Source organism: Thalassolituus sp. UBA2009, from assembly GCF_002335285.1.
Lineage (GTDB): Bacteria > Pseudomonadota > Gammaproteobacteria > Pseudomonadales > Oceanobacteraceae > Venatoribacter > Venatoribacter alkanivorans.
In genome coordinates, this window is record NZ_DDCJ01000103.1 from 37,987 (window position 1) to 50,298 (window position 12,312).

A 12,312-nucleotide genomic window follows, 5' to 3' on the forward strand; every position below is an offset into this window, starting at 1 on the left:
GATCCGAAACTCTGTAAGCAGGCATAAAAAAAGCGACCCGAAGGTCGCTTTTTTTATGCCTATTGAACGCTGTGAAATTACAGCGTCTCCCAGCTGCCATCAATATAGCGGATCAGCCAGATACCATTCTCCTGACGGATACGGCCGTACACCACATCGCGGAAGTTAAGCGTGAATACCGCATCAGCAAGCACGGTGTTATCCGCCACTTCAGCTACGTTATTCAGCACGCACAAATCGTACTTACCATCACTGCCGGTGATGTACTTATATGGCAGCGGCGACAGATTGTAGTTCTGCTGCAGGTAGGCGGTCAGTTCACTGTCGATGGTGGTTTCTGTTCCATCATTTAATGTCAGGGCAACACCATCTCTGTACACCGCCAGACTGCCGGTGGTTTTAAACGATGAATCGGTATCAAAGCTCAGCACAACGCGATCCAGTGACGACCCTGTTCCCAGGTAAACGTCGCTGCTGGTGAGACCGGAGTAACTATGCGACAACGCCGCGGTCAGCTTATAGCGATCCATGGTTGGCGCATTCAGCAGTACATCCAGTAAGGTACGCGGCTGATCGTTCAGACGCACTTCACTGGTAACACGTACCGCATTCAGCCCCAACACCATAGGATCGTACAAAGTGCCATCCATTGACGTTTCCGCCGTTGCCAGAGGCGCCAGCGTCAGACAGCCATTAGCGTCCGCTGTATTGGTTGGCCAGGTAACGAAGTAGAGGCCACGTCCCGGAATTTCAATCCGTGAAAACACGCCGGCTTCCCACAGATCGTTAATGGCCAGCTGCAGATCACGCTCTGCATACAGACGCTGCTTTGGCTTACAGGAACTGACCACCCAGCCACCACCGGAATTGCTCAGATCACAAATCTCCAGATCGTGGGTACTGACCAGTTCGGTTTTATCGTCATCTTTATCCACGTCATTAACATCTTCACGTTTCACCGTCGGGTAAAAACGGAAACGCTGCGACTCACCCAGCGGCACATAAAAATCCAGATACTGCACATTCTGACCGGCCACCGTCTGCTCACCGGTTACATAGCTCACAAGACCATTTACCACATTGCCTGCCGCAAATGCCGGATTGGGTGTAAAGAAGCCGTTGAACGAAGCAAAACGCTGCGCCGGATAATGCTCAGAAGCGTTAGTACTGGTCGCCGCCACATACAGGGTTGAATAATCCACATCCTGCTCATTGTCGTCGCCAACTTTGTCGGAAATACGACCATTCAGCACCACGGTATCAATATTAAAACGGCGCTCGCTGTTACTGTCCTGCGGGTCTTTCACACCGCGGAAGAAAATGCGATAGCTGCCGGTTACTTCGGCTTCTTCAACTCCACCGACACGACTGGTGTCGTACAGTGAAAAATCCGACCAGCGCATTTCATAACCCAGAATTTCATTCCCCGCCGGATCAGCCAGAGTACTCACTGGCGTGGTGAAATAAACGCGCACACCGGAGGCCGAAAGAATGTCGTTGGCAGCGTTATCGCCTTCATAAACGTTATCGACCACAAAGCGCAGCGTGCCCTGCTCATAGGTACCGCGAATCAGCACATCAATAGCATTCGATGACGTTGGCTTGTCATCGGCATCGGTGGTGTTCACATCCGCTACCGCCTGACTGACGATGATCGTACCGTTATTCAGTGTCATCGTCGGGTTGCTGTAAGAACAGGAAGTCACCCAGGCATAGGCCGAAGTATCCGCACAGGTATTAGCACCCGCCAGATAGGTCTGCTGATACAGCTCGGCCGTCTCACGATAAGCCGTCACGATTGTATTCAGGTTAGCGGCATGCTCATCACCGATTTTTTTCAGCAGATCAACATACTGATCCACCTTGGCTTTGTAGCTGTCTTCAAAAAAGGTATCGCTGTAATTGCGCATAACCCCGACAAAAGCCTTGGTGCGTTTAATGCCCAGCACAAAATCGTCATAGTCACTCTGACCAAACAGCGACAACAGCGTATCGGGAACTTTGGCAGTCAGGGTATCGGCGGTGAAGCCATCAATATCAGCCTGCAGTGCGGAAATAACCCCGGCAATGTAGCCCTGCAGAGTCGCATCCGTTACGTTCAGTGCCTGTAAATTGCTGATCGCATCGGTATACAGTGCCGCCAGCGTCAGCGTCTGCGTACCACCCAGCTGCATCATCTGGCCTTTATTGGCGCTGAAATCGGCAGCGACGGCATGGGTAAAATCAACACCATCGACAGCAGTATGGTTTTCAGCCAGATGTGCCCAGGCCGCCAACAAGGCACCGTAACGAATGCTGTCTGCAGCTTTGGCGGCATCGGCGCCACGCCATTCATTAATTTGGGTGAGATCGGCAGGCTCTGTGGTCTGCACATTACTGATACCAAATACCCTGGAAACCTGAGAGATAGCCTGCTCGGTGGAATACGCGGAGTAATAGCCGGTTTCGACCCAACCAACAGCCACATCCGCAACAGTGCCGGAACCGCTGACCAGACTCTCGTTATAGACATAATCGAATGCCAGCTGAGCGGCCAGATCCGTCAGGGGGGTCACACGAATACGTTCATTTTTGCTCAGATCGTAAGCAACCGAACGCCAGCCCAGATTGGCCGTCTGTTCCATATGCGCAGCAAACGCACCAGCTGAACAACCAGCAACCCACTGACAACGCACAGTAGTTGCCGCCGTAGTTGTATCACTGTCAGCATCACGACCAACCAGCTCAAACAATTGCAGCTCACCGGTCGAAATCACAGCCTTAACCACACCGTGCTTATCAGTAACATACTCTGAACGGACCAGGCGCCCTTCAGCATCCTCATTAGGCAAACCGGCTTCGGTAATCGACACCGACCGTACGATGGCATGATTGATATCCTCCTGGCCGGCCTGAACATAAACCGACACAGTTGAGGAAGAAGAAGAGCCGCTGTCACTGCAGCCGGACATCAGACCCGCCAGCGCAGGAAACATCAGAGAAGCGGTCAGAAGTTTATGCATAGCCATACAAAGGAATCACTCAGTTAATACAGGACACGCAGCGACTCACGCATCCTTCAGATATAAAAATGCCGCCTATCATAACAGGCTTTGTCAGCGGCGATAGCTCAGGAACGGCTTAATGCCACTCTTTATAAACACAGTGTGGTGCATAGACCCGGACAGCTGAGACAGGTTCAATCCCCTCCCGGCGTGGCGCATACCGGGTTCACTGGCCGCACAGTGCTATGCTCTGATGGCCGCTTTCCGCTAGAATGCGCGGCTATTTCAGGCTTTGTCTCTCAGTCGGGCTTTGCCTCTCAGCGGAACACCAGAGGAACACCATGCAGTTATTCGTAGAGCAACTCACCAATGTCGATTTCAGCTATCTGGATGCCAAGCGCGGCCTGGTAGGTGAAACCTGGTGGGCATCCGCCGTGCTCGACGGCGCCCTCGACGAACAAGGCATGGTCTGCGACTTCGGCATCGTCAAAAAGACACTGCGCAACTGGCTGGACGACGAGCTCGATCACCGCCTGCTGGTGCCGGTTCAGTCACCGGCCCTGACCCTGAAACACAGCGGTGACATCATCGAACTCAGCTGGCAGTACGACAACGGCGACTTACTGGAAATGCGTGCACCACGCCAGGCCGTTGCCCTGGTCGATGCCGAACACATCGACGCCAACAGCGTTGCTCACTGGTGCCGTGAGCAACTGCGCAGCCATTTCCCGGTCAATGTTGAACAACTGACCCTGAGCTTCGCTGCAGAAGACATCGATGGCGCGTTTTATCACTACAGTCACGGCCTGAAAAAACACAACGGCAACTGCCAGCGCATCGCTCACGGTCATCGCTCACGCATTCAGATCTGGCTTGACGATGAGCGCAGCAGTACGCTTGAACAACAATGGGCAGAGCGCTGGGCCGATATTTATCTGGGCAGCGCGGAAGATCTGATCAGCAGCGACAACAACCAGCTTCTGTTCCGCTACAGCGCACAGCAAGGCGAATTCGAATTATCTCTGCCAGCCAGCCGCAACTATATGATGAACACTGATACCACCGTGGAATTTATCGCCCGCCATCTGGCCGACACCATCAAACAGCTACACCCTGACAGCCAGGTCAGAGTGCGTGCTTTTGAAGGTGTTAACAAAGGCGCCATTGCGGAGGCCTGAGTTTCCGCCAGCAACAGCCAACACAAAAAAAAAGCGGCCGCTGCGCAATAACGCCAGAGCCGCTTTTTTTATGATACAAATTCTCCTGTCACATCCCGCTCAGGCGGCTTCCATCCGAGCGCGCAAACGCCGTTGACCGAGAACAAACACCAGCAGAGCCACCGGCAGCACAAACCACAGCCACTCGTGCAGGGTTTCGGCATATTGTTTACCCAACACGAAAGCCACGCCAAAAATCATCGCAGCCCAAATCACGATAGAAATCACATTGGCCAGGGTAAAGGTCCAGCCCGGAACCCGTGCCAGTCCGCAGGCGATATAGCCGAAAGTACGCAATCCCGGCATGCAGCGAATCAGCGCCAGCTGATGCCAGGGTGCCTGCTGCAAAGGCTTCACCTGACGCTGAATCAGATCATGGCGGAACTTGTTCGCCAGCCAGGGCCAGACATGCGCCAACCGGCCAAACAGATACAATGCCGTATCCCCAATAAACATACCGGTACAGGTTGCCGCAAAGGCCACTTCCGGCGCCAGTTTACCGCTCGCGGCCAGCATCCCGGCGCCAATAATCGCCAGGTCTTCCAGCATAAAGGTCGACACAATCACCACCAGAACCAGCCACAAGGGGCTGTCGGAATAACTCAGCAATGAGTCCAGCATGAATACTTCTCAGCTAACGGCCTGTAAATTTGCGCAGCATTCTACCTGAAACTGCGTGACGGGTGAGTGACAATAACGCCCAATCCAGCGGCAAAATGCCCTTACCGGCACACCTTCACCGCCCGCAACGGGCACTCGCGACATGAAAGCGCAGTTAAATCACCGCCAGTGCTGAGATATACAAAAAAATCCGGTAGAATTGCGCGCCTTAAAATTCTTACATTCATTGTCCGTTGAGAGTCGCTATGTCCTCCCAGAACCCAATGGAGCTGTCTGCCCTGACCGCTATTTCTCCGATTGATGGTCGTTACGGCAACAAAACCGTGCAACTGCGTCCGATTTTCTCCGAATTCGGTTTGATCCGTGCCCGCGTCGAAGTAGAAATCCGCTGGTTACAGCGCCTTGCGGCCCATGAAGCCATCACCGAAGTTCCGGCCTTCTCGGCAGCTACCCAGCAACAGCTGGACGCCATCGTTGCCAACTTCAGTGAAGAAGATGCCCTGCGCATCAAAGCCATCGAAGCCACCACCAACCACGACGTGAAAGCGGTGGAATACTTCATCAAAGAAAAGTTTGCCGACAACAGCGAACTGATGGCGGTTAATGAATTCGTGCATTTCGCCTGTACTTCTGAAGACATCAACAACCTGTCCCATGCGCTGATGCTGAAAGCCGGTCGTGACGACGTTATGCTGCCGGTTATGCAGGAAGTCGCCGATGCGATCCGCGCCCTGGCCCACGAAAACGCTGCCCTGCCGATGCTGTCACGTACCCACGGTCAGACCGCCTCGCCAACCACGCTGGGTAAAGAGATGGCCAACGTTGTGGCCCGCCTTGAGCGTCAGATCAAGCAGATCAAAGCGGTTGAATTGCTGGGCAAAATCAACGGCGCCGTGGGTAACTACAACGCTCACCTGTCGGCCTACGCCGATATCGACTGGGCGGCCAACGCTGAAACCTTCGTGACTTCTCTGGGCCTGACCTTCAACCCGTACACCACCCAGATCGAGCCACACGATTACATCGCAGAACTGTTCGATGCTATCGCCCGCTTCAACACCATCCTGATCGACTTTGACCGCGACATCTGGGCTTACATCTCGAATGGTTACTTCAAACAGCGCACCATTGCTGGCGAAGTAGGCTCTTCGACCATGCCGCACAAGGTGAACCCGATCGACTTTGAAAACTCCGAAGGCAACCTCGGTATCGCCAACGCAGTGATGACTCATATGGCGCAGAAACTGCCGATCTCACGCTGGCAGCGCGACCTGACCGACTCCACCGTACTGCGTAACATGGGCGTTGGTCTGGGCTACAGCCTGCTGGCGTATCAGGCCAGCCTGAAAGGCATCAGCAAGCTGCAGGTCAATGCAGAGCGTATCGCTCAGGATCTCGACAACGCCTGGGAAGTTCTGGCTGAGCCGGTACAGACCGTTATGCGCCGCTACGGCATTGAACAGCCGTACGAAAAACTGAAAGCCTTTACCCGTGGCAAAGCCATTACCCGTGACGCGATGGCTGAATTCATTGCCTCACTGGAACTGCCACAAGCTGCCAAAGACGAGCTGAATGCCATGACTCCGGCTACCTACATTGGTAATGCCGCAGATCAGGCGAAGAACGTTTAAGCCGCGTTAAAATCGGAAGCCTCCGCCAGCACCTTTCTGGCGGAGGCTTTTTTGTATCCGTATTCTGAGTAACACACTATGCATATTCTGGGTCATCTGACGGTTGAAGAATTTCTGCGCGATTACTGGCAGCAGAAACCGGTATTAATCCGCAACGCCTGGCCGGACTTCGAGCCTCTGCTCAGCTCCTCCGAGCTGGCCGGCCTGAGCCTGGAAGAAGAAATTGAATCACGCCTGGTCGAAGAAGAAGGCAAAGACGGTCCCTGGACCATCCGCACCGGCCCTTTCACCGAAGACGATTACCGCGCCCTGCCGGAAAGCAAATGGACCTTACTGATTCAGGCCGTCGATCACTGGATTCCGGAAGCCGCCGATATTCTTGAACACTTCCGCTTCCTGCCCAGCTGGCGCATCGATGATCTGATGATCAGCTATGCCGTCGACGGCGGTTCCGTTGGCCCGCATTACGACCAGTACGACGTATTCCTGCTGCAGGCCGAAGGCCAGCGCGAATGGCGCATCGGCCAGATGTGCAGCGACGACTCACCGATTCTTAAAGGGCCGAAAATCCGTGTCCTGCAGCAATTCGACGAAACCGAGCGCTGGACCCTGAACCCCGGCGACATGCTGTACCTGCCGCCACAGCTGGCCCATTACGGTATCGCCCAGGGCGAGTGCATGACCTACTCCATCGGCTTCCGCGCCCCAAGCCAGGCGGAACTGGCACAGGCCGCCATGGACGATATTCTCGCCAGCGCCAGTGAAGATCAGCGCTACACCGATGCCGGCATCCGCCCAACCCAGACCCCGGGCCTGATTGATCAGGACGCGATCGCGCGCCTGCGCGCCCTGCTGACCGCTGCCCTCAACGATGACGAGCGTCTGCAGCAGGTACTGGGAAAACTGATGACCGAAGCCAAATACCCGGAACAACTGCCTGAACCACGGGATGAAGCCAGCTGGGATGAATTACGCGACGAGCTGAACCATTACCAGCAATGGCGCCGCTCTGAATTTGCCCGCTTTGCTTACAGCCAGCAGGATAACCAGTGCAGCTTCTTCGCCCTTGGTCACAGCTGGACCCTGCCAGCGGTCGACCTGGCGTTAGTTGCCTATCTGGCCGACAACAGCCAATATGAAACAGAGGTTCTGCAGACGCTGGCTGCCAGCACAACAGCCCAAAGCCTGCTGACCAGCCTCTGGCAACGTCATATGTTGTACAGTCCGGAGACCGAGCTTGGAGATTGAAACCGCTAACTGGAAAGAGCACCGGGATATTTTACGCGCCATCCGTGAGCGCGTATTCATTCAGGAGCAAAACGTCCCGGAAGCTATGGAATGGGATGCTGACGACGCCAACGCGGTGCACTTTATTGCCCGCGATGGCAAGCGTCCGGTCGGCTGCGCCCGGCTGCTGAGCAATGGTTCTTTCGGACGTATGGCCGTACTGCCTGAATACCGTAACCAGAACTGGGGAACCCGGCTGCTGCGCGCCGTAGAACACCATTACGAGAAAGAAATGCGCGGCCGCATTCTGCGCGCAACCGTTCAGACTCAGGCTTATGGCTTTTACCATCACAATGGTTTTTCACCGGAAACGGAGTTCTGCTGGGATGCCGGCATTCCCCATGTGCGCATGAGCAAAGTACTGGGACGCTCCAGCCAGGGCAGCGAACAGTTTATCCCTGGAAAAGACAACGAAGTGTATGTACTGGAACAACCTGCAGCGGCTGAAGGGATGCTGCAGATTGCCAGTCACTTTGGCCCGGCCGCCATCCATCTGAGCATTGCCGACCTCAGCCACCCATTGTGGTCGGATAAAACCACACTCTCCTGCTTTAACCGTTATTTGCGTGGAGCGCGTCAGCGCAGCATCCGTATATTAATTGCCCACGAATATCCGGGCATTGCTGATCATCCGCTCTTACAGCTACAGCAACGAATGAGCAGCCGCATACAACTGCAGGTTCATTCGGCGGTGAATAACAACCAGGTTTTAATGACGCCTGCGGTTTTTATCAGCATTGAGCGCAATAAAGTAACCGCCTGCATGAACGACCGGGCAACGGTAGCCCGCCAGCTGGAAAAGTTTCAGGAATGGTGGCGCAACGGCCAGCCATGCAGGGAAGGACGCAGACTGGGGCTTTAAAACGCCCCGTCTGTTAATCACCGCTCAGTGAACGGCGATAAAAACGATAACATTCAGAATAGTTACCGCTGCCGTCAGAATATTACGCAAACGCTTATAAGACTCGGCATAAGCACGTTTAAAAATCGGATTGGTCTCAGTCCAGAGCAGCAACCAAAAACCAACCATAAACATCAGCACCGCGACATTCGTAGGCAGAAAATACGCCAGCAATCCCCAAAGGAAAGTGCCGATGGATAACTCCAGCGGGATTTCATCAATCTGCTCCGGATTCGCCTGCTCAACGCCCCAGCAGCCACCGGCCATAAATGCCAGAATCAACAACGAATATAATTTAAAAAATTCTTCGCCCCCGTCGATACCCAACACAACCGCTGTCGCGCCGGCAATAAAAGGCAGCAGACCGGCATAACCGAGCTTCTCTGAAATAGACAATGCCATCGTGGTACTCCTTACTTCAACAACGTCTGTATTGCAGGACAATCTGAATAAATCCGGTTAGGAATCCCCAGCCACCTCATTCAGCGCCACATCTGAAAGGTGATAGCGCACAGGGCAAACACAAGGGAATTATTCAAAAGAGCCTTAAACCTCTGTTTTCAAAGACTTACAGGCTAAAAATAGCCCAGACAGAAAGAAAAGTATCTAAAAAAATGGCTGCAGTGTCGGACACTGCAGCCATTTTTAAGCTGATAAAGCGCAAAAAAGAAAAATAACTCAGTTCAGGCCAAGTAAAAGTTCTTCAACCCGCACCACATCATCCTGAGTATCAACGCCATGACCCGGCGCCTGATCGATCACCGACATATGGATTTTTACGCCGTACCAGAGTGCGCGCAGCTGCTCCAGAGATTCGGTAGCTTCCAGCGCACAGGGTTCCATACGGGTGTACTGCTGCAGAAAGGACACGCGGTAACCGTACATACCGATATGACGGTACACCGGCATTTTACCGGTCATCTGCTCTGTGCTGATTTTATAGGCATCACGATCCCAGGGAATCGAAGCACGGCTGAAGTACATAGCAAAATGCGCCCGATCCAGCACCACTTTCACCACGTTCGGATCAAATGCGTCTGCCGCATGCTTTAACGGTGTACAGACAGAACTCATCCCTGCCTGCGGATTTTCCAGCAGACTGGCAGCGGTCATCTCGATTAAAGACTGTGGGATCAGTGGCTCGTCGCCCTGCAGGTTCACAATCACAGCCTCAGCATCCCAGCCTTTAATCTGCGCAACTTCAGCAATACGTTCAGTACCGTTTTCATGATCCGGTGAGGTCATCACCACATCCGCACCAAAAGCCAGAGCCGCATCGCGGATGCGCTCGTCATCGGTGGCAATCACAATATCCTGCACACCGGTTGCCAGCGCACGTTCATAAACATGCTGAATCATGGGCTTTCCGGCCAGCATAATCAGCGGCTTACCCGGCAGACGACTGGAGCCATAGCGGGCCGGAATCACAATTTTATAATCAGCCATTTATTGCTTATACCTTATAAAAATCACGGTACCAGCGGGCAAAACGTTCAATGCCTTCTGCCAGCGGTGTGTTCGGAGCAAAATCAACATCTTCAACCAGATCATCAACATTGGCATAGGTCGCCAATACATCACCCGGTTGCATTTCCATATAGTTTTTATTGGCTTTTTTACCCAGCACATTTTCGATGGTTTCTATAAAGGTGCCCAGCTCAACGCTGTTATGGTTGCCAATATTGTAAATTTTATAAGGCGCAGAACTGCGCGAGCAGTCACCACTTTCCGGCGTCCAGCCGCTCACACCCTGAGGAATTTTCTGGGTGATACGGGTTACACCTTCGACAATATCATCGACATAGGTAAAGTCGCGCTGCATCTTGCCATGATTAAAGACGTTAATGGTTTTGCCTTCGAGAATATCGCGGGTAAAACTGAAGTACGCCATATCCGGACGTCCCCAGGGGCCATACACGGTAAAGAAGCGCAGACCGGTTACCGGCAAACCATAAAGATGGGCATAGGTGTGCGCCATTAATTCATTGGATTTTTTCGTCGCGGCGTACAGCGATACCGGATGATCAACCCGGTCAGAGGTGCTGTACGGAATTTTGGTATTCAGGCCATAGACCGAGCTGGACGAGGCGTAAACCAGATGCCCTACTTCATTATGACGACAGGCTTCAAGAATATTCACAAAACCAATTAAATTACTGTCGACGTAGGCATGCGGATTGGTAATGGAATAACGCACACCAGCCTGTGCCGCCAGATGCACAACACGGTCAAATTTATGCTCGGCAAACACCGCATCAACCGCAGCACGGTCAGAAAGTTCGACCTGCTTAAAGGTAAAACCGGACTGTTCAGCCAACCAGCCCAGACGCCCGTGCTTTAAATTCACGTCGTAGTAGTCATTCAGGTTATCGATCCCGATAACTTCGTGACCCTGCTCAACAAAGCGCTTACTGGTAAAAGCACCGATAAAACCGGCCGCACCGGTTACCAGAATTTTCATATTTTTTTATCCTCAAACTCAGGCAGCATGGCCTTGATATAAGCTTCGTCCAGCGGCATACGACTGCCGAGTATAATATCGGCCACTTCGCGGGCAACGCCCCGACCACCTTCGGCTTCAGTAATTAAATCGGAATGGTCTTTCACCATCCAGAAGGCATCTTTTGGCGCAATGCTTAAACCGACTTTTTTCATCACTTTCAAATCAATAACATCATCGCCGACATAACAGACTTCGCCAGGTTCAAACCACAACTCATCCATTAAGGCAGATAACACCGCCCATTTATCTTTGGTGCCCGGAAAGAAATGTTTAATTCCCAGATCTGCGGCACGACGCGCCAGTGGTGCAGACTCTTTGGCAGAAATAATAGCGGTCACGATGTCATAGCTATCCAGCAACTTAATACCGACGCCATCTTTGACATTAAAGTGTTTCACCTGTTCGCCATCCGCCGAATAGGTCAGCGTGCCGTCGGTCAGAACACCATCAACATCGAACACAACCATTTTAATAGCGCGGGCTTTTTCTTTAACCACATTAGGAATATGTACCATAACCGCATCCTGACAACGCCTGTACGGGAGCCTGACTGATGCATAGAGCAACAAACCAGAATTTTGCCGCTATTGTAACGCGTTTAACGAAGCAGTGTTATGGCAAAGCAGCAGAGAAGCCAGCCTGTAACAGCAAAAAAATATGAGTTATTAATACGAAGATAATGACCTGAAGCGGTCAGAAAAATGGCATCCCCAAGGGGATTCGAACCCCTGTTACCGCCGTGAAAGGGCGGTGTCCTAGGCCTCTAGACGATGGGGACACAAGGACGAACAAAAAATTGGTGGAGCCTAGCGGGATCGAACCGCTGACCTCAACACTGCCAGTGTTGCGCTCTCCCAGCTGAGCTAAGGCCCCGTATGCAGTACAGCCTGAAAGGCTTATGCAAAAGTGGCATCCCCAAGGGGATTCGAACCCCTGTTACCGCCGTGAAAGGGCGGTGTCCTAGGCCTCTAGACGATGGGGACACAAGGACTGCTTTGAGAATTTGGTGGAGCCTAGCGGGATCGAACCGCTGACCTCAACACTGCCAGTGTTGCGCTCTCCCAGCTGAGCTAAGGCCCCGTCTCAAAACGTGCGCGAATATTACTTACGCCCTTCTGTACTGTCAACCTATGACAACCGAAATGAGCAAAAAAATTTTCTGAAACAA

Annotated in this window: 10 protein-coding genes and 4 tRNA genes; 4 read left to right on the top strand and 10 right to left on the bottom strand. The window is 52.9% G+C overall.

Annotated features, from left to right (window positions below; translation table 11 throughout):
• Positions 1 to 77 precede the first annotated feature (77 nt).
• Positions 78 to 3,008, bottom strand: a complete 2,931-nt coding sequence (locus B3P58_RS13215) for a hypothetical protein (RefSeq protein WP_286718111.1) — start codon at positions 3,006 to 3,008, stop codon at positions 78 to 80.
• A 317-nt stretch (positions 3,009 to 3,325) separates the two neighbouring features.
• Between B3P58_RS13215 and B3P58_RS13220 the strand changes: the two genes are divergently transcribed.
• The gene (locus B3P58_RS13220; RefSeq protein WP_286718114.1) at positions 3,326 to 4,162 is read left to right on the top strand and encodes a 6-carboxytetrahydropterin synthase; all 837 of its coding nucleotides are present in this window, start codon (positions 3,326 to 3,328) and stop codon (positions 4,160 to 4,162) included.
• Between the two features lie 99 nt (positions 4,163 to 4,261).
• Here B3P58_RS13220 and B3P58_RS13225 read toward each other — a convergent pair whose 3' ends face one another.
• The gene (locus tag B3P58_RS13225; protein WP_286718117.1) at positions 4,262 to 4,822 is read right to left on the bottom strand and encodes a DedA family protein; all 561 of its coding nucleotides are present in this window, start codon (positions 4,820 to 4,822) and stop codon (positions 4,262 to 4,264) included.
• Positions 4,823 to 5,085: 263 nt separating this feature from the next.
• Between B3P58_RS13225 and purB the strand changes: the two genes are divergently transcribed.
• The 3 genes from purB to B3P58_RS13240 all read left to right on the top strand — a co-directional run bounded on the left by purB (position 5,086) and on the right by B3P58_RS13240 (position 8,602).
• On the top strand, positions 5,086 to 6,453 hold the full coding sequence (gene purB / locus B3P58_RS13230; RefSeq protein ID WP_145469057.1) for an adenylosuccinate lyase: 1,368 nt from the start codon (positions 5,086 to 5,088) through the stop codon (positions 6,451 to 6,453).
• A 78-nt stretch (positions 6,454 to 6,531) separates the two neighbouring features.
• Positions 6,532 to 7,701 carry a cupin domain-containing protein gene (locus B3P58_RS13235; RefSeq protein ID WP_286718120.1) on the top strand — a complete coding sequence of 390 codons (1,170 nt, stop codon included), beginning with the start codon at positions 6,532 to 6,534 and terminating at the stop codon, positions 7,699 to 7,701.
• Positions 7,691 to 8,602 carry a GNAT family N-acetyltransferase gene (locus B3P58_RS13240; RefSeq protein ID WP_286718121.1) on the top strand — a complete coding sequence of 304 codons (912 nt, stop codon included), beginning with the start codon at positions 7,691 to 7,693 and terminating at the stop codon, positions 8,600 to 8,602. The genes B3P58_RS13235 and B3P58_RS13240 overlap by 11 nt, the downstream gene beginning before the upstream one ends.
• A 24-nt stretch (positions 8,603 to 8,626) precedes the next feature.
• Here B3P58_RS13240 and B3P58_RS13245 read toward each other — a convergent pair whose 3' ends face one another.
• The 8 genes from B3P58_RS13245 to B3P58_RS13280 all read right to left on the bottom strand — a co-directional run bounded on the left by B3P58_RS13245 (position 8,627) and on the right by B3P58_RS13280 (position 12,224).
• Positions 8,627 to 9,043, bottom strand: coding sequence for a DUF3429 domain-containing protein (locus B3P58_RS13245; RefSeq protein WP_225692622.1), 417 nt, complete (start codon positions 9,041 to 9,043; stop codon positions 8,627 to 8,629).
• A 276-nt stretch (positions 9,044 to 9,319) separates the two neighbouring features.
• Positions 9,320 to 10,087 carry a 3-deoxy-manno-octulosonate cytidylyltransferase gene (gene kdsB, locus B3P58_RS13250; RefSeq protein WP_286718125.1) on the bottom strand — a complete coding sequence of 256 codons (768 nt, stop codon included), beginning with the start codon at positions 10,085 to 10,087 and terminating at the stop codon, positions 9,320 to 9,322.
• Positions 10,088 to 10,094: 7 nt separating this feature from the next.
• Complete coding sequence (locus B3P58_RS13255) at positions 10,095 to 11,102, bottom strand: NAD-dependent epimerase (protein ID WP_225692621.1); 1,008 nt, start codon at positions 11,100 to 11,102, stop codon at positions 10,095 to 10,097.
• Entirely contained in the window at positions 11,099 to 11,659 is a 561-nt protein-coding gene (locus tag B3P58_RS13260; RefSeq protein ID WP_145468448.1) for a KdsC family phosphatase, read from the bottom strand. Before B3P58_RS13260 ends, B3P58_RS13255 begins: the two co-directional genes overlap by 4 nt.
• Positions 11,660 to 11,846: 187 nt before the next feature.
• Positions 11,847 to 11,922, bottom strand: a tRNA-Glu gene (locus B3P58_RS13265).
• Positions 11,923 to 11,941: 19 nt separating this feature from the next.
• Positions 11,942 to 12,017 (bottom strand) — tRNA-Ala (locus B3P58_RS13270).
• 34 nt (positions 12,018 to 12,051) lie between these two features.
• A tRNA-Glu gene (locus B3P58_RS13275) sits at positions 12,052 to 12,127 on the bottom strand.
• A gap of 21 nt (positions 12,128 to 12,148) precedes the next feature.
• Positions 12,149 to 12,224: transfer RNA gene (locus B3P58_RS13280), tRNA-Ala, on the bottom strand.
• Positions 12,225 to 12,312: the final 88 nt, after the last annotated feature.

What these genes read in the sequence shown, in the direction of transcription:
- B3P58_RS13215 (WP_286718111.1), bottom strand. Translation starts at nt 3,008, where the DNA reads ATGGCTATGCATAAACTTCTGACCGCTTCTCTGATGTTTCCTGCGCTG.
- B3P58_RS13220 (WP_286718114.1), top strand. Translation starts at nt 3,326, where the DNA reads ATGCAGTTATTCGTAGAGCAACTCACCAATGTCGATTTCAGCTATCTG.
- B3P58_RS13225 (WP_286718117.1), bottom strand. Translation starts at nt 4,822, where the DNA reads ATGCTGGACTCATTGCTGAGTTATTCCGACAGCCCCTTGTGGCTGGTT.
- purB (WP_145469057.1), top strand. Translation starts at nt 5,086, where the DNA reads ATGGAGCTGTCTGCCCTGACCGCTATTTCTCCGATTGATGGTCGTTAC.
- B3P58_RS13235 (WP_286718120.1), top strand. Translation starts at nt 6,532, where the DNA reads ATGCATATTCTGGGTCATCTGACGGTTGAAGAATTTCTGCGCGATTAC.
- B3P58_RS13245 (WP_225692622.1), bottom strand. Translation starts at nt 9,043, where the DNA reads ATGGCATTGTCTATTTCAGAGAAGCTCGGTTATGCCGGTCTGCTGCCT.
- kdsB (WP_286718125.1), bottom strand. Translation starts at nt 10,087, where the DNA reads ATGGCTGATTATAAAATTGTGATTCCGGCCCGCTATGGCTCCAGTCGT.
- B3P58_RS13255 (WP_225692621.1), bottom strand. Translation starts at nt 11,102, where the DNA reads ATGAAAATTCTGGTAACCGGTGCGGCCGGTTTTATCGGTGCTTTTACC.
- B3P58_RS13260 (WP_145468448.1), bottom strand. Translation starts at nt 11,659, where the DNA reads ATGGTACATATTCCTAATGTGGTTAAAGAAAAAGCCCGCGCTATTAAA.